This is a genomic window from Pseudocitrobacter sp. 2023LY-00077, from assembly GCF_055796175.1.
The window spans coordinates 312,189-334,466 of record NZ_JBSPEI010000004.1 but is presented as its reverse complement, the minus strand read 5'-3'; the positions used below and the strand labels follow the sequence as shown (position 1 = coordinate 334,466).

The following is a 22,278-nucleotide window of genomic DNA, read 5'->3' as shown; positions in this document are numbered from 1 at the left end:
GCTGGAGGAGTCCGAGTGGCATGATCATGTTGAGCCGCAGGAAGCAGAAGCAATTATGAAAAAGGTCGAATTTCTCACCGAATGACGCAACTGATAGCCAGTTATGAGCTGGCTATTGGGTGCGAAATCACTGCTCCGTTATCCCTTTTGCCCGGTACGCCGGGCTTCTTTTTGCCTGGAGAAAACCATGATCAGTACACAGATGGCAATCACGCCAGTCATCATCAATCGAGAAACCGTTCAGCAGATGCTGGGTGGCATTTCACGCACAACATTTTATCGCAAGCGTATTCAGTGGGAAGCCGCTGGCACACCATTCCCATGCAAAGCGCCGGGCACACATGCCGGTCGTGGCGGCGAACAGTATCGCTATTGCGATGTAATGCGCTTCATGGAGGCTCAGGGGTTCGTTGAGTCAACGCATGATTGAATGTGAGCGGCGAGGACGTCTAACGCCTCCTGCTGCTCTCTCACATAGCTGTGTTGGTCATAAATGGCGAGGACGCCTCCAAGTTTATGGCCCAGCACCTTCTCGGATATATGCGGAGGGATCCCAAGTTCTGCCATCTTCGTTTTCGCTGTGCGGCGTAAATCATGTATCGACCAGTGCTCAATGGTCATATCAGCGCGAAGCTGTATCGCAAGATTCAGTATCACGCTGGCAGCCATTGGGCGATCTTCTTTCTTTGTTGCTGGCGGAAATACCTGGCTGAAGTCGGGGTACAACTCAAACGCTTCATTAAGTATTTCAACCGCCTTAACAGACAGCCCCCTTTCAAATGGCTCCCTCGTCTTAGAGTTTTCATCCGGCACACGCCAGACTCTCCCTTCCAGATCGAAATCAGCCTTCTTCGCGAGGCGCAACTCAACACCACGACACCCGGTAAGTAACAGCAGCTTTAACAGCAATTTGTTTTGATGAGTAACAGTCGAAGCTTCGACAGCATGCCAGAACGCGCCGATCTCTTTATCGTTAAGATAACGGTGCCCCTTTTTCGCTGGTTTCCCAACATCGAGAACTCGCAAATCAGAAACCGGGTTGCGCTTTATCATTTCAACACGAATGCAATAAGAAAAGATGGTTTTCATGCGAGAAAGGATCTCTCCGGCATAAGTTTCTGCTCCGTTTTCACGCATGCGCTTGAATACCGGTTGCCAGTGAGAAATAACCATATCGTCTACGAGCATACTCCCGACGTAGGGAACCACATGACGGTTGAGCGCCCTTTCCCATTCATCCCTTCTTACCAGTTTGCTCGCCCCGGCGCTTTCCAGCCACGCACTGATGCAATCTTTAACCGTGGCCGCTTTAATGCTGTCAGCTATACTCATATCTCTGGCAGTGATTGGGTCTTTGCCGGCCGAGAGAAGCTTCTTATATTCAAACACCAGATCCCTGGCCTCTTTCAACGATACCTGGTCATACTGCCATAGGGTCATGCGTCTGGGTTTACCGTCAAATTTATAACGATACTGGAAGACAATGACGCCGTTAGGAGTGATTCGAACCGACAGGCCATTAGCGTCGGATAACTCTATGCGCTTCTCAATCGGCTTGCCGTTCATTTTGCGGAGTTTGGTATCAGTGAGCATGTGGTGTACACCCGCCAAGTATGTACATCGATGTGTACACGTTTTTCATGGCATAAAGTGGAATATGATAAAACGGAGTGAAACACCCAAAGCGGATTTAGTCAATGTTAGCAGGGGGTTAAAACTGGTTGGTGAAACGGGGATGAACAGAACGGAATGGCACTGATGGCCTACACGAAAGAGCACATACAAAACAATATAATGAAATTTATCAACAAGTTGTGGACTGATTCCCGCTTCACTCTGCGAAATATGAGGCATCGATACGAGTATTGAGGCCACCTACATCCGCTTGTTGATAACACCGTCAACTAGTTTACACATCATTGTTACGTGATTAAAGCCGCAATTACTCTTCCCTGCGTCTGATGCTGCTTTTCCCTCCAACAGGATACAGAAGAGGTGCGGAAGGAAAACGCTCGGCGATAAACGTGTTAAGGAATGTCATGGAAAGGAAAAAATAAACAAAAAGTGCGATCGATTAACATTTTAATCGATGTAACAATGTTGGCTGGCTGACGTTGTGGAATACAAAAATTAACAACCCGGTCATTTTTGCAAACAATTCCGACAATTAACAATCGGTAAGCTAAAACTCAATAATAGAAAAACCGGTACATCTCTACCCGGTTTTTTCTGACCACCGAACAATAAGGAATTCTTATTAATAAGGCGTGATGCTATCAGGACCACTCACCCGCGACCAGGGTATGCACATTGAAAGCATCATCCATTGAATGGCCAGTGGATTGAGAGCCAGGCGCGATGTTTGAGCCCGCTTCAACGTCATGTGCAGAAGTGATTCCGACGTGCTGGGTTGCAGGAGTACTGGCAGAAGGCGTTGCAGGTTCAGCGGCAAATACACCGAATGAAAGTGCAGACAGCACAGCTGCTGCTGTTGCGATTTTAATATTTTTCATAATGGTTATTCTCTGGTTTGATTAGCACTTTTGAATCCGGGCGTCATTTTCCGCCCTTGACAACAGTGTAGATCCAGATCACATTTTTGACCAGCCCCATTATTTAGCTTTTCGTGTCAAATTAGGTAAAAATATATCAACAAGATTAATTATGGAGATATTATGGAGAAATCTTCTTTTTATTAAATTTAAAACGTTGTCGAGAATTTAATAATACAGGTGGGCGTTATTTATGGCAAACAGGCCGGTGTTATTCCGGCCTGTTTAAAATTACATTTTATAACCGAGAGAAAGCGTGGTCCGTCGATCTGTATGTTCTGGCGCCGTCGCTGGCGGCTCTGAGTTCCAGGTGACGTTGTAGGCAACCTTGAGACCAAAGTGCTCGTTGATGGCGACGTTCAGGGCGCTTTCGGAGTTCACCGTGGTGTCGTCTGAACCAAACACAGAAACACCCTGCGTGAATTTCGCCGTATCGGTCATCTGCCAGGCATAAGTGCCTGAAGCATAACCCAAAGCCTGGGTTTCTGTTTCGTCATTGGTGTACTTGTCATAACGAACACCCGGACCAAATTCGAAACGGAAACTGTGCACCGGGCCATTGAGGAACTGGCGACCATAACCGGCGGTAAACACGTCACGCTCGCGGTAACCATTGTAACGGTCGGTCAGCCAGCTGGCCTGGCCGAATAAATAGTCTGTATCCGTCATGTTATAACGGCTACGTCCGCCTACGGCATATTTTTCAGAAGATCGCTCATCATTAGAAGAGGTATTGCTGGCATTTCCCCACAGAGACCAGGCGGTTGTATTACCATACCAGGTTAGGGTGGAGTCAGCGGTCAGTGAGGAACTCTTGGTGTTACCCGACTGGGCCAGATAGCCCGCATTAACAGTGCCTTCAAAAGGCTTCTTCGCGGAGGAAGGGTCATCCATGACAGTAAAAACGGAATCATCGGCAGCTGCATACATTGACGCAAACACGCCACCCAGCAGCATCACAGCCGCGGGTACTGTCTTCAAAAGCTTCATTTATAAAGAGTCCGTACAACAAAAAAAGAGACCTTAACGGTCCCGGAAACTTTCGCGAGGATCAACGACAGGCGGTCCATTGAAAGGTAACAAATTATAAAAAGCGCCGCATAACATAGCAATGAATTCTTCTTTCATTTTTTGAATAAGAACGATCTCAAAACGCGCTTTATTTCATATAGATATTCGCACGTAAAGCTTTCCATTTTATTGAAAATTATAGTGTTGTGACTTTCACTCTCGCCTTTTCGGTGCCAGACTTACATTCTGGCTGAGACAGGTCTGGCCTTATGGTCATAAAGGGAGGTAATAGTAATGGTTAAGATTTATACGCTCACATTCGCCCCTTCGCTCGACAGCGCCACGCAGACGCCGCAAATTTATCCCGAAGGGAAACTACGTTGTAGCTCACCGGTTTTTGAACCTGGCGGAGGCGGAATTAACGTCTCCCGCGCGATTACATTTTTAGGCGGAAAGGCGACGGCAATTTTTCCCGTAGGCGGCGCGACGGGTGAACACCTCGCCGCCCTGCTAACCGAAGAACATGTCCCGGTAGAATGTGTTGAGGCGCGGGAATGGACACGCCAGAATCTCCACGTCCACGTTAACACCAGCGGGGAGCAATACCGCTTTGTGATGCCCGGCGCTACGCTGCATGAGGACGAAATTCGTAAGCTCGAAGAGAAAGTCACCCAAATTGAAGCCGGTTCACTGTTAGTGATAAGCGGCAGCCTTCCCCCCGGCGTTAGCCTTGAACGCTTTGTCGCATTAATTAAGTCAGCACAACAGCATGGTGTACGTTGCGTTGTTGATAGCTCCGGCGATGCGCTGGCCGCCGCGCTGGATATCGGCCACATTGAGTTAGTCAAACCGAATCAGAAAGAACTCAGTGCATTAGTGCAACGCGATTTAATTCAGCCAGATGATGTGCGCAAAGCAGCTGAAGAGATCATTCACAGTGGAAAAGCCACACGGGTGGTCGTATCCCTCGGCGCTCAGGGCGCGCTTGCCGTGGATGCGAAAAACTGCGTTCAGGTCGTACCGCCGCCGATAAAGAGCCAGAGCACCGTTGGCGCAGGTGACAGCATGGTGGGCGCGATGGTGTTGAAACTGGCGGAAAATGCCGGGCTTGAGGAGATGGTGCGTTACGGCGTTGCCGCCGGGAGCGCGGCCACGATTAATCAGGGCACTCGTCTCTGCTCTCACGAAAACACGCAGCAAATCTTCGATTATTTGTCGCAGAATAAATAATGAACTCCGGCCCGGGATCTCCGTCCGGGTCGCGAAATCGCGCCAATCGACTATGCTAAAAAAATTCTATTGTTAACAATGAGGTGAATTATGAGCGGTGATATCACCCGTTACGTCGTGACGATTAAATTTCAGGAAGAGACGCTAACTGAGCTTAATGAACTCAATAATCATCTGACCCGAGCCGGATTTACTCTTACACTCGCGGATGATGAAGGCAAAGTTCACGAACTTGGCACCAACACATTTGGCCTGGTTAGCCCGCAAAATAGTCAGGAAATTAAGGCGTTAGTGAGCGGGCTTGCGGATACCGCTATCGGCAAATCTGTTGATATTGACGTAATCACATTCTAGCAGTGGCTGAAAGATCAATAAATGCTGTTCCGGCATTTTAACTCCTGGTTGTGCGTTAGTTCGAGTTTTTGCACCGCATTTGTGCGCTAACCTTATGATCTGGCAGAAAACATGGGGAGAGACATCATGTGGCAAGCGATCGGTAACCTGTTAAGTGAACAACTCGGCAAAGGTGAAATCGAGCAGCGCGACGAACTGCCAGGCGGTGAGATCCACGCCGCATGGCATATTCGCTACGCAGGTCGCGATCTCTTTGTGAAATGCGATGAACGTGAGCTGCTGCCCATCTTCACGGCGGAAGCTGACCAACTCGAACTCTTGTCCCGCAGTAAAACCGTGACGGTGCCGAAAGTTTTCGCCGTCGGTTCAGACCGCGATTACAGCTTCCTGGTGATGGAATATCTCCCTCCCCGTCCGCTGGACGCGCACAACGCATTCTTACTTGGGCAACAAATTGCGCGTCTTCATCAGTGGAGCGATCAGCCGCAGTTTGGCCTCGACTTTGATAACGACCTCTCCACCACGCCACAGCCGAACGCCTGGCAGCGCCGCTGGTCTACCTTTTTTGCCGAGCAGCGAATTGGCTGGCAGCTGGAACTTGCTGCGGAGAAAGGGATGGAATTTGGCGACATTGATGCCATTGTCGATCACGTTCAGCAACGCCTGAGCTCACATCAGCCGCAGCCTGCGTTATTGCACGGCGATTTGTGGTCTAACAACTGTGCGCTCGGCCCGAACGGCCCTTATATCTTCGATCCTGCCTGCTACTGGGGTGACCGTGAATGCGACCTGGCGATGCTGCCGCTGCATCCGGAACAGCCGCCGCAAATTTACGACGGGTACCAGTCCGTCTCACCGCTGCCGGCTGATTTTCTTGAACGCCAGTCGGTCTATCAACTTTATACCTTGTTCAACCGGGCAATTCTGTTCGGTGGGCAGCATCTGGTGATTGCGCAGAAAGCGCTGGATAACGTGCTGGCAGCGTAAACCGGATAGCAAAAGCCCCCGAATTCGGGGGCTTTCTGGTTTAGCTCATCTGTACGCCTTTGAGGCGGAACTCAATGTTCATGATCAAACCGTTACCCGGCTTGCCGGCTTCGTAGCGCCATTTACGCATCGCCGCTTTCACGTCGCGTTCGAACATATTCGACGGCTGCGCGGAAAGAATTTCAACGTTTTCCACTCGCCCATCAGCCGTCACATCAAACTTGACGCGAACTTTACCTTCAATACGCAGCGCCAGTGCGCGAGACGGATAGCTAGGCTGCGAGCGATTTAACGCTTTCGGCCCCGTCGGTGCCGTGATCGTCGGCTTACTGGTGCCCGTCTGGTTATTGGCGACAGAGCGCGCCGGTGGCGCATCGTTGGTCGTCGTCGATAATGGACGCGTTTCTACCGGCTTCACTTCCGGCTTACGCTCTTCCACTTTTTTCACCGGCTTAGGTTTCGGTTTTGGCTTCGGCTTAGGTTTCGGTTTTTCAATAACCACCGGCGCTTCTTTTGGCGGTTCGGGAACCACTTCCGGTTCGGGCTCGGGTTCAGGCTCGGCTACGGGTTGCGGCGGCTGAACGGCCTGAGGCGGCTCGAGGTCGGAAGGCGCGACCATCGTAATGGAAATAGGCTGAGCGGGTGCGGGCAGTTCAATAACCTGATGTACCGAGGTGTAAAGCAGGCCCGCCACGACGGCACCGTGAATACCAACGGACAGCAATGTTGGCCACGGAAAGCGGCGAGGTAAATCAAGGGTCATTGAAGTCATAATCGTTACTGTTGAAAAATGATGAGTGTGATTTTAAATGCAAATAGCAATCATATTCAATAAGGCATCTTATCTTCCGTCAAGTTTCCGCCGCTTTTGCTGAAAAAAAGCACGCCCGGCCACCCTGCTTTATCATTGTTTTAACTTTGCATTGCAGTCGTTGTCGCTTTCACTTACCGTAATTTACAGCTAACTAAAACAGGAGTTCTGCCCGTGCTTTACGTCATTTACGCTGAAGATTACGCCGACACCCTTGAGAAACGTCTGTCTGTCCGCCCGGCTCACCTGGCCCGTTTACAACTGCTGCATGATGAAGGTCGCCTTCTGACGGCGGGCCCGATGCCTGCGGTTGATAGTAACGATCCCGGCGCTGCGGGTTTTAGCGGCTCAACGGTCATTGCTGAGTTCGAATCACTGGAAGCGGCGCAGTCCTGGGCACAGGACGACCCGTATGTGGCGGCGGGCGTGTATGAACGCGTTACCGTGCGTCCGTACAAAAAAGTATTCTGAGTTCAGAAAAACATCGGGCACCGCAAGAGGTGCCCTTTTGCCATTAAAGATCGTAAATGGCGTACAGCAAGCAATTACGCTGTCGCCCGACCAGGCTCTTTCTGATGGAGTGGATACGCATATTACGGCGCGACTGCGCTTCCAGCCAACGGGCTTTGCGGCGGCTCGCCTGACGCAACATCCGCCAGCGCCCCACTTCCGGTCTACTACGCTTCATTTCTACCGCTCTTATCGAAGAAGAGCCGTTATTATACCCCCGGGAAATCGGCTTACCAGCGCTTTTCCCTCGCGTTTTTATTTGCCAGATGAATCCTGATGCGTAAACTCATAACAAACGCTTTCAAAAGGACTTTCTGACTATGACAACCTTTTACACCGTCGTGAGTTGGCTGGCTATTCTGGGGTACTGGTTGTTAATTGCGGGGGTAACGCTGCGTATTCTGATGAAACGCCGCGCGGTTCCTTCGGCAATGGCATGGTTGCTGGTTATCTACATTCTGCCGCTGGTCGGGATTATCGCTTATCTCTCGGTGGGCGAGCTGCATCTCGGCAAACGCCGGGCCGAGCGCGCACGCGCGATGTGGCCCTCCACAGCGAAATGGCTGAACGATCTCAAAGCGTGCAAACATATTTTCGCGCAAGACAACAGCCCGGTCGCTTCTTCTTTATTTAAGCTTTGCGAACGTCGCCAGGGCATTGCGGGCATGAAGGGAAACCAGCTTCAGCTGCTGACCAGTTCTGACGACGTGATGCAGGCGCTTATCCGTGATATCCAGCTGGCACGCCACAATATTGAGATGGTGTTTTACATCTGGCAGCCCGGCGGCATGGCCGATCAGGTTGCGGAGTCGCTGATGGCGGCGGCACGACGCGGCGTTCACTGCAGATTGATGCTCGACTCGGCGGGCAGCGTCGCCTTCTTCCGTAGCCCATGGGCGGCAATGATGCGAAACTCCGGCATCGAAGTGGTTGAGGCGCTGAAAGTTAACCTGATGCGTGTCTTCCTTCGACGTATGGATTTACGCCAGCACCGCAAAATGATCATGATCGACAACTATATTGCCTACACCGGCAGTATGAACATGGTCGATCCGCGCTTCTTTAAACAAGACTCCGGCGTGGGTCAGTGGGTTGATTTGATGGCGCGTATGGAAGGCCCGGTCGCCACCGGGATGGGTATCGTTTATTCCTGCGACTGGGAAATCGAGACGGGCAAACGCATTCTGCCGCCACCACCCGATACCAACATTATGCCCTTTGAAGAAGCCAGCGGGCACACGATTCACACCATTGCCTCAGGCCCCGGTTTCCCGGAAGATTTGATCCACCAGGCGCTGCTCACCGCAACCTACGCGGCCCGCGAGTACCTGATTATGACCACCCCCTACTTCGTGCCGAGCGATGATCTGCTGCACGCTATCTGTACCGCTGCACAGCGTGGTGTGGACGTCAGCATTATCCTGCCGCGCAAGAATGACTCGGTTCTGGTCGGCTGGGCCAGCCGGGCATTCTTTACCGAACTGCTGGCGGCGGGTGTCAAAATCTATCAGTTTGAAGGCGGTCTGCTGCACACCAAAAGCGTACTGGTCGATGGCGAATTAAGCCTGGTGGGTACCGTTAACCTGGATATGCGCAGCCTGTGGCTTAACTTCGAAATTACGCTGGTCATCGATGACGCCGGTTTCGGTGGCGATCTCGCGGCAGTGCAGGATGATTATATCTCCCGCTCCCGCCTGCTGGACGCCCGTTTATGGATGAAACGCCCGTTCTGGCACCGCATCGCTGAGCGACTGTTTTACTTCTTTAGCCCGTTGCTGTAAAACGTGCCCATCAGATGTTAAACAGGTAATCATCATGGATATGGATTTAAACAATCGCCTGACCGAAGACGAAACGCTCGAACAGGCTTACGATAGTTTTCTCGAACTGGCGGTTGATAACCTCGATCCCGCTGATGTCATTCTGTTTAACCTACAGTTTGAAGAACGCGGCGGTGCAGAGTTATTCGACCCGTCAGAAGACTGGCAGGAACACGTTGATTTCGATTTGAACCCGGACTTCTTCGCCGAAGTGGTCATTGGCCTTGCCGATACCGATGGTGGCGAAATTAACGATATCTTTGCGCGCGTACTGCTGTGTCGCGAGAAAGACCACAAGTTGTGCCACATCCTCTGGCGCGAATAAGATGTGTGAAGGGGCAGCCAGCGCTGCCCCTTTTTTTATTCTTCCGGTAGTTTTCCGCCACAGGCTTTACAATATTTCGCGGCAGTTTCATGCCCGCTCTGCTGACAGTCCGGGCAAATTCTTGCCAGCTGACGTTTGGCTATTTCACCGCTCATTTGTGAGGTAATAATGCCGGTCGGAATCGCGATAACGGAATAACCAATCAAAATTAGCAGCGATGCGACCGCCCGCCCAGGCGCCGTGTGCGGCGTGATATCACCGTAGCCTACGGTTGTTACGGTAACAATAGCCCAGTAGACCGAGGTGCTTAAGGTGGTGAAGCCATTCGCCGGCCCTTCAATGCCGTACATTAATGCACCCGCGACAACCATAACAATCGAGATAAACGCGTAGAACAGAATAAGCTGATGACGCGATTTAACAATCGCTCCCCAGATACCATTTAATGCCGGCATCAGGCGTAATAATTTCAGAATACGCAGCACGCGAATAACGCGCATCGCCCGCCAGGCGAAGAGATAATCAATGCCAATCTCCGGCCACAGCATGATCACGTAAAACGGTAAAATAGTGGCGAGATCGATAAAACCCCAAAGGCTAAAAACATAACGCGCTGGCTGCGGCCAACTGAATACACGCAAAAAATATTCGAGGGTAAATACCAGCGTGAAGAAAACTTCCACCCACACAAAAAGGTGCCATTCATCGTACGTCAGGTGATAAGTGGTTCCGACGCCTGACTCAATAAAAATCACCACCACGCTTAACAGTGCAAATAACCCACACAGCGCTTCAAAGCGACGGGCGGAACGCCGGTTATGGTCGAACAGCGCGTGATATATCCGTCGACGAAATGTTTGCATGACCAACACGTTTTAACCTCATAAGAAAAAGGGCTGACAATTGTCAGCCCTTGCGATTATAACGGGTCTACCTTCAGGCAGGAAACCGCGTGCCGGAAGCTGCCCTCCAGCACCGGTCGGGTTTTCGCACACTCCGGCCCGGCGATCGGGCAGCGGGTGCGGAAGACACAGCCCGATGGAGGGTTAATCGGCGACGGTAGTTCCCCCTCCAGCAGCTGAATGGTTTTCTGCTTTTCCAGATCCGGATCGGGAACCGGCACCGCCGACATCAGCGCTTTAGTATAAGGATGCAGCGGGTTGTGATACACCTCGTCATAGGTGCCCAATTCCACTGCATGACCCAAATACATCACCAGCACGCGATCGGAAATGTGTTTCACTACCGCCAGATCGTGGGCGATAAAGATTAACGACAGGCCCATTTCGCGCTGCAACTGCTGCAACAGGTTCACCACCTGCGCCTGAATGGACACATCCAGCGCCGAAACCGGTTCATCGCAAATAATCAGTTTCGGTTCGAGGATCAGCGCGCGTGCAATACCGATTCGCTGACACTGACCGCCGGAGAATTCATGCGGATAACGGTTGACCAGGTTCGGCAACAGCCCCACTTTCATCATCATCGCTTTCACCCGATCGCGCACTTCCTGGCGCGGCATTTTCGGATGATAGGTACGCAGCGGCTCGGCAATGATTTCACCAATGGTCATGCGCGGGTTGAGTGACGCTAGCGGATCCTGGAAAATCATCTGGATATCGCTGCGCACATCGCGCCATTCGTCCGGCTTCATGCCCAGCAAATCTTTCCCCAGCCAGGCCACGCGTCCGTCAGTGGCTTTCACCAGGCCGATAATTGCACGCGCAAAGGTGGATTTCCCGCAGCCAGATTCCCCTACCACACCCAGCGTTTCCCCTTCATACAAACGCAGCGTGACGCCATCGACGGCTTTCAGGGTTTTGGCCGGTTGCCAGAACCACTGTTTGCCATCCTTAATATCAAAGTGGACTTTTAAGTCGGCGATTTCGAGCAGAATTTTTCTATCTTCAGTGACGGCGTTCATACAAGTTCCCCCACAGGCTTAAAGCAGGCGCGTAAGCGACCTGGCGCGAACGTCTCAAGAGGCGGCGCGCTGCTGCAAATCTCCATCGCGTGCGGACAGCGCGGCTGGAACGGACACCCCTTAGGCAGGCGAAGCAGGTTCGGTGGGTTACCCGGAATGGTTAACAGCGATTCACCTTCCGCGTCGAGACGCGGAACGGCATTGAGCAAACCAATAGAGTAAGGATGCGCCGGATGATAGAAGACATCGCGCGCGTTGCCGTATTCCATGGTACGCCCGGCGTACATCACCAGCACTTTATCGCAGATACCCGCAACGACGCCGAGATCGTGAGTAATCATGATAATAGCGGTATTAAATTCGCGCTTCAGTTCGTTGAGCAGCGTCATGATTTGCGCCTGTACCGTGACATCCAGCGCAGTCGTCGGTTCATCGGCTATCAGCAGCTTAGGCCGGCACAGCAGCGCCATCGCAATCATCACGCGCTGACGCATGCCGCCGGAGAACTCATGCGGGTACATTTTCATACGCTTACGCGCTTCCGGCATTTTTACCGCATCAAGCATTTTGACCGATTCTTCAAACGCTTCCGCTTTACTCATGTTTTTGTGCAGCATCAGAACTTCCATCAACTGCTCACCAACGCGCATATACGGGTTCAGTGAGGTCATCGGGTCCTGGAAGATCATCGAGATTTGCTCAGCGCGCAGTTTATTTAATGCGTGTTCCGGCAGGTTGAGGATCTCTTTACCGTTAAAGGTAGCCGAACCGCCAATCCGTCCGTTACCCGCCAGCAGCCCCATCAGGGCAAACGCGGTTTGCGATTTACCGGAACCGGACTCACCAACAATACCCAGTGTTTCCCCGGCGCGCAGATTAAAGTTGAGGTCGTTCACCGCCGTCACATCGCCGTCGGGCGTTTTAAACGTCACGCGCAGATCTTTTACATCCAGCAGCAGGCCCGTTTGCGCCTGCGTTTGCGGCGCTTTAGCCGTATCAATTACGCTCATCACGGCTCTCCTTAACGGTCTTTCGGGTCGAGGGCATCACGCAGGCCATCGCCGATAAAGTTGAAACAGAACAGGGTGACCACCAGGAAACCCGCCGGGAACAGCAGCAGCCATGGAGAAACTTCCATTGAGTTGGCGCCATCGCTCAGCAATGCACCCCAACTGCTCAGCGGCTCCTGGGTACCCAGACCAAGGAAGCTCAGGAAAGATTCAAACAGAATCATGCTTGGGACCAGCAGCGATGCGTAAACCACCACCACGCCAAGCACGTTCGGCACAATGTGGCGCACCACGATGCTGGCAGTAGACACACCGCCGACCTGCGCGGCTTCGATAAATTCTTTGCGTTTCAGGCTGAGCGTTTGCCCACGAACGATACGCGCCATATCCAGCCAGGAAACCATGCCGATAGCCACGAAAATCAACAGGATGTTCTGACCAAAGAAGGTCACCAGCAGGATAACGAAGAACATGAACGGGAAGGAGTTGAGGATTTCCAGCAGACGCATCATGACCGAGTCGACTTTGCCGCCGAGGTAACCAGACAGCGATCCGTACAGCGTGCCGACAATCACCGCCACCAGCGCTGCGGCAATCCCGACCATCAGCGAGATGCGACCGCCGATTGCCACGCGCACCAGCAGGTCACGCCCGGAGGAGTCAGTACCAAAGTAGTGACCGGATTCCATATCTGGCGCACTCGACATCATTCCCCAGTCCGTATCGAAATAGGAGAACTGCGACAGCATCGGCGCCAGGGTGACGAACAGAGCGATCAGCACTAATACCACCAGGCTGGCAACCGCTGCACGGTTATGCATAAAGCGACGGCGCGCATCCTGCCACAGGCTGCGACCTTCAACATCCAGTTGTTCACTGAAGTTCTCCAGCGCCTCGCTATTTTTCTTACTCAATATCATGGCGAACTCCAGACTCAGTAACGGATTTTAGGGTCAATCACGGCGTAAAGCACATCCACGACCGCGTTAAACAAGATTGTCAGCGCACCGACCAGAATGGTCAGGCTCAGCACCAGCGAATAATCGCGGTTCAGCGCCCCGTTGACGAACAGTTGCCCAATCCCCGGCAGGCCATAAATGGTTTCGATAACCATTGAACCGGTGATGATGCCGACAAACGCGGGCCCCATATAGGAGAGCACCGGCAGCAACGCAGGTTTTAAGGCGTGACGGAAAATAATCCGCCGCATCGGCAGGCCTTTGGCGCGCGCGGTGCGGATAAAGTTGGAGTGCAGCACTTCAATCATCGAGCCGCGGGTGATACGCGCGATACTGGCGATATAGGCCAGCGACAGCGCCACCATCGGCAGGATCATAAATTTCAGCGCCCCGCCGTTCCAGCCGCCGCCGGGAAGCCATTTCAGCGTAATGGCGAAGATCATCACCAGCAACGGCGCGACGACAAAACTGGGTATCACCACCCCGGTCATCGCGACGCCCATTACCGAGTAGTCCCATTTGGTGTTTTGTTTAAGCGCTGCAATCACGCCCGCAGTGACGCCTAATACCACCGCCAGAATAAAAGCGGCCGCCCCCAATTTCGCCGATACCGGGAAGCTGCTCGCCACCAGATCGTTAACCGAATAATCTTTATATTTAAAAGATGGCCCGAAATCGCCGTGCGCCAGCTGCTTCAGGTAACTGAAGTATTGCGTGGTGATGGGATCGTTTAAGTGGTATTTCGCTTCAATGTTCGCCATGACTTCTGGCGGTAAGGTGCGCTCACCGGTGAAAGGACTTCCCGGCGCAAGGCGCATCATAAAGAATGAAATGGTAATAAGAATAAATAGCGTCGGAATCGCTTCCAGACAGCGACGAAGTATAAATTTCAACATTGCCCGTACCTTTTGGCCAGTGCCTTCAATAATGCGATAAGCGAGACACCGTGAGACAGGCCGGGCCTGCCTCACGTATTGCCATTAGTGCTTCACAATGTACATATTTTTAGTATACGTATTATCCATTGGGTCTTTGCCGGTATAACCGCCAACCCACGGTTTCACCAGACGGGCGTTCACGTAGTAATAAACCGGAACAATCGCGCTGTCTTTATCCAGTTGCTGTTCTGCTTTATCGTACAGCGCCGTACGCTGTGCCTCGCTGGTAGCTTTGAGCGTTTCTGCCATAATGCTGTCGAATGCCGGGCTCTTATAGTGCGGGGTATTCATCGAGCTATTAGAAAGCATCATATTAAGGAAGGATGTCGGTTCGTTATAATCGGCACACCAGCCCGCACGCGCAACATCAAAGGTTCCCTGATGACGCGTATCGAGGAAGGTTTTCCACTCCTGGTTGACCAGTTTAACATTGACGCCGATATTTTTCTTCCAGATTGAAGAGGCGGCAATTGCCAGTTTTTTATGCAGATCGGAGGTGTTGTACAGCAAATTAATGGTTAACGGTTTGTCTGCGGTATAACCCGCTTCTGCCAGCAGTTTTTTCGCTTCTTCATTACGTTTATCCTGGCTCCAGCTAAACCACTCTGGCTGTGTTAATTTTGCGCCATCGGTGTATGGCGGCGTGAAGCCAAATGCCGGCTTATCCCCCTGCGCTTTCACTTTATTGACGATAATATCGCGGTCCATACCCAGCTTCAGCGCGGTACGCACGCGCACATCGGTAAATGGCGCACGTTGGTTATTAATTTCGTAGTAGTAAGTGCACAGATACGGGTCGACGTGAACTTCGTCAGGGATCTCTTTTTTCAGTTTCTGGAACAGTTCAATCGGCATGTTGTTATAGGTCATGTCGATTTCACCGCTGCGGTAGCGGTTCACGTCGGTCACTTCAGAAGAAATAGGCAGGTAGGTCACCTGGTTAACGACGGTTTTGGCGTTATCCCAGTAGGTAGGGCTACGTTCAAGCACAATACGTTCGTTGACCACCCAGTCTTTTAATTTATACGCGCCATTGGTCACGATGTTTGCAGGCTGGGTCCATTTTTCGCCAAATTTCTCAATAGCGGCTTTGGGCACCGGAGAGGTTGATGGGTGTACCAGCAGTTTATAGAAGTACGGAACGGGCTCACTTAAGGTGACTTCTAAGGTATGGTCATCAACGGCTTTCACGCCGAGGTCGGTAATCGGTTTTTTGCCTTCGAGGATGCCATCAATATTGGCGATATGGCCATATTGCAGATAGCTGGCGTACGGGGATGCCGTTTTCGGGTCAACTGAACGCTGCCAGCTATAGACGAAATCTTGTGCAGTTACCGGAGAGCCATCCGACCATTTTGCATCTTTACGCAGATGGAAAGTCCAGACTTTAAAATCTTTGTTGTCCCAGGATTCCGCCACGCCCGGAGACGGGTGACCATCGAGATCGCTGACCAGCAGGCCTTCAAACAGGTCGCGGCTGATATTGGATTCCGGAACGCCTTCAATTTTGTGTGGATCGAGTGACTGTACTTCAGAGCCGTTATTGCGTACCAGCGTCTGTTTTTCTGCCAACTGTACGCCTGCGGGCACATCAGCAGCCATTGCTGCATTCCCTGCCAATAGCGCCGTGAAAATTCCCGCAGCGATTACGCTTTTCTTCGTGATGATGGACATTGTGTTGATACTCCGCTCATTATAATTACTGGATCTTGCCAGCCTGTTATCCCCTTTGGGGTCTCTGTACAGCGCAGGAGCTTTTGCGTCTGCCAGTTTTTTGGTACTGCTTGCTATCACCGACTTTTTTATTACGGCCGCTCTTTGGCAGCCTGTCGTCGATTCATTCAAGGTGTCTCCCCTGTCGAGCCACCTGTGTTATCTCTTCACTATCCGCGACGGTATAAGGCCGGAAAGTACCAAATGCCCTTCTTCGCCGCCAATATAATTTGCAAATTTGTTAAGCAATTCTCTTTTCATCGCCATCAGGCCGCTTTATCCGTGAATTCAACGCACTGCCAGTTTAAAACAACGCGTTATTGTTCAAAGAGATAGCGACATCACCTCCGACAATCAGCGTATCAATGAAACTTTAGCTCATCTTATATACAAATAATTAACATTCGTTCATTATTTAGTACATTAATCTGTCGGATGGTCAAAATTACTAATATCATTTCGATTATCCGACAGCAAGCGTAACAGTATAGTGTGAGAGAAATAACATAAGAGATGGCAATGCCCGATGGAGGGTGCAGCGCTAAGGCAATGATATTAGTGAATTTTGTCTATCATCACTAAGACTTATCGCTCATGCCATTAGCACTATATTCGATATGATTTGCGAATAATGGAGCAACCGGCAGAGTCTGCTGCTCTGCCGGCTGAGAAAGGAAGTTAGTTCACAAGCCCCGGGAAAATGGCTTTTATTCCGGTCACAATAAATTCAATACCCAGCGCCATTAGCAACAGACCCATGATACGGGTGATGACGTTGATACCGGTCTGCCCTAACAAGCGCACTAGCCAGGGCGCGATGCGAAAGAGCCCCCAACAGCAGAAAGCAAACAGCGCAATGGCCACCGTAAAACCGGCGAGATAAGGAAGCGTATGAAAGCGCGTCCCCCACACGATAGTAGAACTGATTGCGCCAGGCCCAGCCATCAACGGCAGCGCTAATGGCACAACGCCCACGCTTTCGCGAATCGCCGTCTCTGATTTTTCCTGTTTGTTCTGCTTATCTTCCCCCAGCTTACCGCTGATCATCGACATTGCGATGGTGACCACCAGGATACCGCCCGCAATGCGGAAGGAGTCGATGGAGATCCCGAAGAGTTGCAGAATGCCATCGCCGAGAAACAGCGAGGTCCACAGAATAATGGCGACGGAGAGGTTCGCCGTCATATTGGTTTTATTACGCGCCGCCGCCGTCTGGTAGCTCGTCATACTGATGAAGACGGGGATGATCCCAACCGGGTTTACCAGCGCGAATAGCCCAATAAAAAACTTCACAAAAATCGGAAAATCAAACAGAGCCTGAGTCACGTGAACTCCGAAACACCATAAAAAGTGGTAGTTGACGAAAAATGAATACAAAAACTCCGCAGAAGATACGCTGTTTGGCGGCATACTTCACCAGAATTCTGCAAAAATCACGGAAATACAGAATGTTATATATTGATTTAAATTATGCTAATGTGCACTCCAATCATCACAACCCATGGTTAACAATTTACAATCTTTACTAAAATGGGGCTGCTGAAAGGTGTCAGCTTGGCGTAATTTTGACGCTGATCACATATTTCATACTCAGAAGTGAGTAATCTTGATTACGCCGACAGATTTCAGGGAAATTCTCTGAAAGAAGTTCAGGCAACGCTCTTTGAGTTCGAAGCTCTTTTAGTAAATCAGTGAATCGGGAACGGGTTGTGGATTGTTCCTTTAAGGTCTAAGCAAGCTGGTAGCGCTCTGTCTATACTGACTTGTCGAGCAGATGATTTACTAAAAAAGTTTAACATTATCAGGAGAGCATTATGGCTGTTACTAATGTCGCTGAACTTAACGCACTCGTAGAGCGCGTAAAAAAAGCCCAGCGTGAATATGCCAGTTTCACTCAAGAACAAGTCGACAAAATCTTCCGCGCCGCCGCTCTGGCTGCCGCAGATGCTCGAATTCCTCTCGCAAAAATGGCTGTTGCCGAATCCGGCATGGGTATTGTTGAAGATAAAGTGATCAAAAACCACTTTGCTTCTGAATACATCTATAACGCCTATAAAGATGAAAAAACCTGTGGCGTCCTCTCTGAAGACGACACCTTCGGTACCATCACCATCGCTGAACCTATCGGCATTATCTGTGGTATCGTCCCGACTACCAACCCGACTTCAACCGCTATCTTTAAATCACTGATCAGCCTGAAGACGCGTAACGCTATCATCTTCTCTCCGCATCCGCGTGCTAAAGATGCAACGAACAAAGCAGCAGACATCGTCCTGCAGGCAGCTATCGCTGCTGGCGCGCCGAAAGATCTGATCGGCTGGATTGACCAACCGTCTGTAGAACTGTCTAACGCCCTGATGCACCACCCGGACATCAACCTGATCCTCGCGACCGGTGGTCCAGGCATGGTTAAAGCAGCATACAGCTCCGGTAAACCAGCAATCGGCGTAGGCGCAGGTAACACCCCGGTTGTTATCGACGAAACCGCTGATATCAAACGTGCTGTTGCATCCGTGCTGATGTCTAAAACCTTCGATAACGGCGTAATTTGTGCGTCTGAACAGTCTGTTGTTGTGGTTGATTCCGTATACGACGCCGTTCGCGAACGTTTCGCCAGCCACGGCGGCTACATGCTGCAGGGTAAAGAGCTGAAAGCCGTTCAGGACATCATTCTGAAAAATGGCGCGCTGAACGCCGCTATCGTGGGTCAGCCTGCGGCTAAAATCGCAGAACTGGCAGGCTTCACCGTACCGGCGACCACCAAGATTCTGATTGGTGAAGTGAAAGTTGTCGACGAAAGCGAACCGTTTGCACACGAAAAACTGTCTCCGACGCTGGCAATGTACCGCGCCAAAGACTTCGAAGATGCTGTTGTTAAAGCTGAAAAACTGGTTGCCATGGGCGGTATCGGTCATACCTCTTGCCTGTATACCGACCAGGACAACCAGCCGGAACGCGTCGCTCACTTCGGTCAGATGATGAAAACCGCGCGTATCCTGATTAACACCCCGGCTTCTCAGGGTGGTATCGGTGACCTGTATAACTTCAAACTCGCACCTTCCCTGACTCTGGGTTGTGGTTCATGGGGTGGTAACTCCATCTCTGAAAACGTTGGTCCTAAGCACCTGATCAACAAAAAAACCGTTGCTAAGCGAGCTGAAAACATGTTGTGGCACAAACTTCCGAAATCTATCTACTTCCGCCGTGGCTCACTGCCAATCGCGCTGGATGAAGTGATTACTGATGGCCACAAACGTGCGCTCATCGTGACTGACCGCTTCCTGTTCAACAACGGCTACGCAGACCAGATCACCTCTGTTCTGAAAGCGGCTGGCGTTGAAGTTGAAGTGTTCTTTGAAGTTGAAGCAGACCCAACCCTGACCGTTGTTCGCAAAGGCGCAGAGCTGGCTAACTCCTTCAAACCAGACGTGATCATCGCGCTGGGCGGCGGTTCCCCGATGGATGCTGCGAAAATCATGTGGGTTATGTACGAGCACCCGGAAACTCACTTCGAAGAACTGGCGCTGCGCTTTATGGACATCCGTAAACGTATCTACAAGTTCCCGAAAATGGGTGTGAAAGCGAAAATGATCGCTGTCACCACCACTTCCGGTACCGGTTCTGAAGTCACGCCGTTTGCGGTAGTAACCGACGACGCTACAGGTCAGAAATATCCGCTGGCAGACTACGCGCTGACCCCGGATATGGCGATTGTCGATGCCAACCTGGTGATGGATATGCCGAAATCCCTGTGTGCTTTCGGTGGTCTTGATGCGGTCACTCACGCCCTGGAAGCTTACGTTTCCGTTCTGGCCTCTGAGTTCTCCGACGGCCAGGCTCTGCAAGCGTTGAAACTGCTGAAAGAAAACCTGCCAGCGTCCTACCACGAAGGGTCTAAAAACCCGGTAGCACGTGAGCGCGTTCACAGTGCAGCAACCATCGCTGGTATCGCGTTTGCGAACGCCTTCCTGGGTGTATGTCACTCCATGGCGCACAAACTGGGTTCTCAGTTTCACATTCCTCACGGTCTGGCGAACGCCCTGTTGATCAGCAACGTTATTCGCTACAACGCGAACGACAACCCGACCAAACAGACTGCATTCAGCCAGTACGACCGTCCGCAGGCACGTCGTCGTTACGCTGAAATCGCTGACCACCTGGGTCTGAGCGCACCGGGCGACCGTACTGCGGCTAAAATCCAGAAACTGCTGGCATGGCTGGAAGAAATCAAAGCTGAACTGGGTATTCCTAAGTCTATCCGTGAAGCTGGCGTTCAGGAAGCTGACTTCCTGGCTAACGTCGACAAACTGTCTGAAGATGCGTTTGACGACCAGTGCACCGGCGCTAACCCGCGTTACCCGCTGATTTCTGAACTGAAACAAATCCTGCTGGATACCTTCTACGGACGTGAGTACAACGAAGGCGAAATTGAAGTGAAGAAAGAAGCTGCACCAGCAAAAGCTGAGAAAAAAGCGAAAAAATCCGCTTAATCAGCCGCTGAGCTAACGCTCTGATAGCAAGCCCCATCTCAGGATGGGGCTTTTTTTTGCTTATCGTGTTAACTCGCGCGAGTGCGCTAAAGAAGGATCAATATCGTATTAGAGATTTGGCCCCACTCACGCCATATTAACCGCAGACGTGAGCGGAGAACGCGCGAGAGCGCAATCAGGCAGGGTGACGGCAGTGACGGTGCTTATCCTGAATAACGGCCAGAGAGCCCTCTTCCAGCGCTTCTTTATAGTGTTTACGACAGACGGAGACGTAACGCTCATTTCCGCCAATAACCACTTGCTCGCCTTCATTATAAGGGCGGCCTTCTTGATCAAGACGTAACACCATGCTGGCTTTACGACCGCAGAAACAAATCGTTTTTAATTCCACCAGCTTGTCAGATAGCGCCAGTAAATACTGGCTGCCGCCAAACAGCTCACCGCGGAAGTCAGTACGTAAGCCATAGCATAAAACAGGAATATCAAGCTGATCGACAACGTCAGAGAGCTCGTAGACCTGTTGACGCGTCAGGAACTGGCATTCATCCACCAGCACGCAGTTAACCGCCTCACGCGCGTTCTCAGCGCTAATTTCATCAAAGAGCTGACTACCCTGGTTAAACAGCTTTGCCGGCGAGGAGAGCCCGATACGCGAACTGACTTTGCCAGCACCGAAACGGTCATCAATTTCGGCGGTATAAACCACGGTACGCATCCCACGTTCCTGGTAATTGTATGATGACTGCAATAGCGCCGTAGACTTACCCGCGTTCATTGCAGAATAGTAGAAATAAAGTTGTGCCATTGGCCGCGAAACCCTAATCAATACGTTTTCAGACCCCGGCAGTGTACCATATTTTATCCTGCCCTACGCTCGCGCATACAAAACATGCGGTTTTTGTATAACTGTCACCATCATAAACATTAAGAATGATGAATCATTGCTTAAAACAGGACACGGCAGGTTACAAATTACCTATATTGGCTTCCAGGCCCCGCCAGATGCGGCCTCGTCGATTAATCCGTCTACCAAACTTCAACTGGCTGTGTTCAGCAAAAATAAGAGCGACATCAATAAATAAGAAATATCGTTAAAATCTGCACAGCTTCCCTCAGCAACCTGAAAGGCTAACAACAGGTTGGCTGACAATTTGAATAGCATGAAAATAACATCGTCATAACTATGGATTTAATAGGAAAACCGGGGGTAATAACAGCTACGTTTCTTCTGTATCGGGTGATCGGCATAAGTCAGCATGAGGTCGTTATTATCCCGGTGCTGTCGCCAGGTCAGCAATGTTACTATCACGTAAGGGCAATGGTTCACCCTGTATCACCTCAGGTGTGATTTAGCATAGTAACCATTCATAACCTATAAAGAAGCGCACAAAATTGATACGGACCAACTAATACATAAGGTTGATATTTATCCATACGGAGTATATGCCGCCTGCGTTACAGTCCTGACGTGCTGCATTCTCCGGCGTGTTATAGTTCAGGCTTTCCCGACAATAGACCGGGTAAAGTTGTGAAGCAGCACTAAAAATTTAACTTTTAGATATTAATAAAGGCACCAAATAACACGTTATTTTGAATTCCTTACATTCCTCCCTATTGCACAACTGAATTTAACGCTCTATTATT

At 51.0% G+C, this 22,278-nt stretch carries 21 protein-coding genes; 8 read left to right on the top strand and 13 right to left on the bottom strand.

Annotated elements, in window-relative coordinates:
* Positions 1-187: 187 nt before the first annotated feature.
* The gene (locus ACWWFX_RS07910) at positions 188-430 is read left to right on the top strand and encodes a hypothetical protein (RefSeq protein ID WP_473223541.1); all 243 of its coding nucleotides are present in this window, start codon (positions 188-190) and stop codon (positions 428-430) included.
* On the opposite strand, the gene ACWWFX_RS07905 is transcribed toward ACWWFX_RS07910, so the two are convergent.
* The 3 genes from ACWWFX_RS07905 to ACWWFX_RS07895 all read right to left on the bottom strand — a co-directional run bounded on the left by ACWWFX_RS07905 (position 400) and on the right by ACWWFX_RS07895 (position 3,542).
* A complete protein-coding gene (locus ACWWFX_RS07905; RefSeq protein ID WP_473223540.1) occupies positions 400-1,593 on the bottom strand; it encodes a tyrosine-type recombinase/integrase in 1,194 nt (397 codons plus the stop codon). The two genes, ACWWFX_RS07910 and ACWWFX_RS07905, sit on opposite strands and share 31 nt — an antisense overlap.
* Positions 1,594-2,276: 683 nt before the next feature.
* The gene (locus tag ACWWFX_RS07900) at positions 2,277-2,513 is read right to left on the bottom strand and encodes a YdgH/BhsA/McbA family protein (RefSeq protein ID WP_276220003.1); all 237 of its coding nucleotides are present in this window, start codon (positions 2,511-2,513) and stop codon (positions 2,277-2,279) included.
* Positions 2,514-2,783: 270 nt separating this feature from the next.
* Positions 2,784-3,542, bottom strand: coding sequence for a DUF481 domain-containing protein (locus ACWWFX_RS07895; RefSeq protein ID WP_276220002.1), 759 nt, complete (start codon positions 3,540-3,542; stop codon positions 2,784-2,786).
* A gap of 315 nt (positions 3,543-3,857) precedes the next feature.
* Here ACWWFX_RS07895 and pfkB point away from each other — a divergent pair, with 315 nt between their 5' ends.
* From pfkB to ACWWFX_RS07880, 3 genes are all read left to right on the top strand, one after another.
* On the top strand, positions 3,858-4,793 hold the full coding sequence (pfkB, locus tag ACWWFX_RS07890) for a 6-phosphofructokinase II (protein WP_473223539.1): 936 nt from the start codon (positions 3,858-3,860) through the stop codon (positions 4,791-4,793).
* An 87-nt stretch (positions 4,794-4,880) separates the two neighbouring features.
* The gene (gene ghoS, locus ACWWFX_RS07885) at positions 4,881-5,147 is read left to right on the top strand and encodes a type V toxin-antitoxin system endoribonuclease antitoxin GhoS (RefSeq protein ID WP_473223549.1); all 267 of its coding nucleotides are present in this window, start codon (positions 4,881-4,883) and stop codon (positions 5,145-5,147) included.
* A 126-nt stretch (positions 5,148-5,273) separates the two neighbouring features.
* Positions 5,274-6,134, top strand: coding sequence for a fructosamine kinase family protein (locus tag ACWWFX_RS07880; RefSeq protein ID WP_231827085.1), 861 nt, complete (start codon positions 5,274-5,276; stop codon positions 6,132-6,134).
* 40 nt (positions 6,135-6,174) lie between these two features.
* Here ACWWFX_RS07880 and tonB read toward each other — a convergent pair whose 3' ends face one another.
* The gene (tonB, locus tag ACWWFX_RS07875; protein ID WP_276220121.1) at positions 6,175-6,897 is read right to left on the bottom strand and encodes a TonB system transport protein TonB; all 723 of its coding nucleotides are present in this window, start codon (positions 6,895-6,897) and stop codon (positions 6,175-6,177) included.
* A 222-nt stretch (positions 6,898-7,119) separates the two neighbouring features.
* Here tonB and ACWWFX_RS07870 point away from each other — a divergent pair, with 222 nt between their 5' ends.
* The gene (locus ACWWFX_RS07870; protein WP_015964170.1) at positions 7,120-7,416 is read left to right on the top strand and encodes a YciI family protein; all 297 of its coding nucleotides are present in this window, start codon (positions 7,120-7,122) and stop codon (positions 7,414-7,416) included.
* Positions 7,417-7,459: 43 nt separating this feature from the next.
* Here ACWWFX_RS07870 and ACWWFX_RS07865 read toward each other — a convergent pair whose 3' ends face one another.
* Complete coding sequence (locus ACWWFX_RS07865; protein ID WP_149462701.1) at positions 7,460-7,633, bottom strand: YciY family protein; 174 nt, start codon at positions 7,631-7,633, stop codon at positions 7,460-7,462.
* Positions 7,634-7,775: 142 nt separating this feature from the next.
* Between ACWWFX_RS07865 and cls the strand changes: the two genes are divergently transcribed.
* Both cls and ACWWFX_RS07855 read left to right on the top strand, forming a co-directional pair.
* Positions 7,776-9,236, top strand: a complete 1,461-nt coding sequence (cls, locus tag ACWWFX_RS07860) for a cardiolipin synthase (protein WP_276220000.1) — start codon at positions 7,776-7,778, stop codon at positions 9,234-9,236.
* 34 nt (positions 9,237-9,270) lie between these two features.
* A complete protein-coding gene (locus tag ACWWFX_RS07855) occupies positions 9,271-9,600 on the top strand; it encodes an HI1450 family dsDNA-mimic protein (RefSeq protein WP_473223538.1) in 330 nt (109 codons plus the stop codon).
* A gap of 35 nt (positions 9,601-9,635) precedes the next feature.
* Here ACWWFX_RS07855 and ACWWFX_RS07850 read toward each other — a convergent pair whose 3' ends face one another.
* The 7 genes from ACWWFX_RS07850 to ACWWFX_RS07820 form a co-directional block, all read right to left on the bottom strand.
* Positions 9,636-10,463, bottom strand: a complete 828-nt coding sequence (locus ACWWFX_RS07850; protein WP_276219999.1) for an ion transporter — start codon at positions 10,461-10,463, stop codon at positions 9,636-9,638.
* Between the two features lie 56 nt (positions 10,464-10,519).
* Positions 10,520-11,524 (bottom strand): murein tripeptide/oligopeptide ABC transporter ATP-binding protein OppF, encoded by a 1,005-nt coding sequence (gene oppF / locus ACWWFX_RS07845; protein WP_015964165.1) that lies wholly within the window; start codon positions 11,522-11,524, stop codon positions 10,520-10,522.
* Positions 11,521-12,534 (bottom strand): ABC transporter ATP-binding protein, encoded by a 1,014-nt coding sequence (gene oppD / locus ACWWFX_RS07840; RefSeq protein WP_149462705.1) that lies wholly within the window; start codon positions 12,532-12,534, stop codon positions 11,521-11,523. Before oppD ends, oppF begins: the two co-directional genes overlap by 4 nt.
* Positions 12,535-12,545: 11 nt before the next feature.
* On the bottom strand, positions 12,546-13,454 hold the full coding sequence (gene oppC, locus ACWWFX_RS07835; protein ID WP_015964163.1) for an oligopeptide ABC transporter permease OppC: 909 nt from the start codon (positions 13,452-13,454) through the stop codon (positions 12,546-12,548).
* A 14-nt stretch (positions 13,455-13,468) separates the two neighbouring features.
* Positions 13,469-14,389, bottom strand: a complete 921-nt coding sequence (gene oppB / locus ACWWFX_RS07830) for an oligopeptide ABC transporter permease OppB (RefSeq protein WP_015964162.1) — start codon at positions 14,387-14,389, stop codon at positions 13,469-13,471.
* 84 nt (positions 14,390-14,473) lie between these two features.
* On the bottom strand, positions 14,474-16,105 hold the full coding sequence (gene oppA, locus ACWWFX_RS07825) for an oligopeptide ABC transporter substrate-binding protein OppA (protein WP_276219996.1): 1,632 nt from the start codon (positions 16,103-16,105) through the stop codon (positions 14,474-14,476).
* A gap of 717 nt (positions 16,106-16,822) precedes the next feature.
* Entirely contained in the window at positions 16,823-17,470 is a 648-nt protein-coding gene (locus tag ACWWFX_RS07820; protein WP_015964160.1) for a YchE family NAAT transporter, read from the bottom strand.
* A 488-nt stretch (positions 17,471-17,958) separates the two neighbouring features.
* On the opposite strand from ACWWFX_RS07820, the gene adhE reads away from it, so the two are divergent.
* The gene (adhE, locus tag ACWWFX_RS07815) at positions 17,959-20,634 is read left to right on the top strand and encodes a bifunctional acetaldehyde-CoA/alcohol dehydrogenase (protein WP_473223537.1); all 2,676 of its coding nucleotides are present in this window, start codon (positions 17,959-17,961) and stop codon (positions 20,632-20,634) included.
* Between the two features lie 175 nt (positions 20,635-20,809).
* Here adhE and tdk read toward each other — a convergent pair whose 3' ends face one another.
* Positions 20,810-21,439: a thymidine kinase gene (gene tdk / locus ACWWFX_RS07810; RefSeq protein ID WP_231827082.1), complete on the bottom strand. Its 630-nt coding sequence runs from the start codon at positions 21,437-21,439 to the stop codon at positions 20,810-20,812.
* Between the last annotated feature and the right edge of the window lie 839 nt (positions 21,440-22,278).

What these genes read in the sequence shown, in the direction of transcription:
- ACWWFX_RS07880 (WP_231827085.1), top strand. Translation starts at nt 5,274, where the DNA reads ATGTGGCAAGCGATCGGTAACCTGTTAAGTGAACAACTCGGCAAAGGT.
- ACWWFX_RS07855 (WP_473223538.1), top strand. Translation starts at nt 9,271, where the DNA reads ATGGATATGGATTTAAACAATCGCCTGACCGAAGACGAAACGCTCGAA.
- ACWWFX_RS07900 (WP_276220003.1), bottom strand. Translation starts at nt 2,513, where the DNA reads ATGAAAAATATTAAAATCGCAACAGCAGCAGCTGTGCTGTCTGCACTT.
- ACWWFX_RS07850 (WP_276219999.1), bottom strand. Translation starts at nt 10,463, where the DNA reads ATGCAAACATTTCGTCGACGGATATATCACGCGCTGTTCGACCATAAC.
- cls (WP_276220000.1), top strand. Translation starts at nt 7,776, where the DNA reads ATGACAACCTTTTACACCGTCGTGAGTTGGCTGGCTATTCTGGGGTAC.
- adhE (WP_473223537.1), top strand. Translation starts at nt 17,959, where the DNA reads ATGGCTGTTACTAATGTCGCTGAACTTAACGCACTCGTAGAGCGCGTA.
- oppB (WP_015964162.1), bottom strand. Translation starts at nt 14,389, where the DNA reads ATGTTGAAATTTATACTTCGTCGCTGTCTGGAAGCGATTCCGACGCTA.
- ACWWFX_RS07910 (WP_473223541.1), top strand. Translation starts at nt 188, where the DNA reads ATGATCAGTACACAGATGGCAATCACGCCAGTCATCATCAATCGAGAA.
- ACWWFX_RS07895 (WP_276220002.1), bottom strand. Translation starts at nt 3,542, where the DNA reads ATGAAGCTTTTGAAGACAGTACCCGCGGCTGTGATGCTGCTGGGTGGC.
- pfkB (WP_473223539.1), top strand. Translation starts at nt 3,858, where the DNA reads ATGGTTAAGATTTATACGCTCACATTCGCCCCTTCGCTCGACAGCGCC.
- tonB (WP_276220121.1), bottom strand. Translation starts at nt 6,897, where the DNA reads ATGACCCTTGATTTACCTCGCCGCTTTCCGTGGCCAACATTGCTGTCC.
- tdk (WP_231827082.1), bottom strand. Translation starts at nt 21,439, where the DNA reads ATGGCACAACTTTATTTCTACTATTCTGCAATGAACGCGGGTAAGTCT.
- oppA (WP_276219996.1), bottom strand. Translation starts at nt 16,105, where the DNA reads ATGTCCATCATCACGAAGAAAAGCGTAATCGCTGCGGGAATTTTCACG.
- ACWWFX_RS07905 (WP_473223540.1), bottom strand. Translation starts at nt 1,593, where the DNA reads ATGCTCACTGATACCAAACTCCGCAAAATGAACGGCAAGCCGATTGAG.
- oppD (WP_149462705.1), bottom strand. Translation starts at nt 12,534, where the DNA reads ATGAGCGTAATTGATACGGCTAAAGCGCCGCAAACGCAGGCGCAAACG.
- oppF (WP_015964165.1), bottom strand. Translation starts at nt 11,524, where the DNA reads ATGAACGCCGTCACTGAAGATAGAAAAATTCTGCTCGAAATCGCCGAC.
- oppC (WP_015964163.1), bottom strand. Translation starts at nt 13,454, where the DNA reads ATGATATTGAGTAAGAAAAATAGCGAGGCGCTGGAGAACTTCAGTGAA.
- ACWWFX_RS07865 (WP_149462701.1), bottom strand. Translation starts at nt 7,633, where the DNA reads ATGAAGCGTAGTAGACCGGAAGTGGGGCGCTGGCGGATGTTGCGTCAG.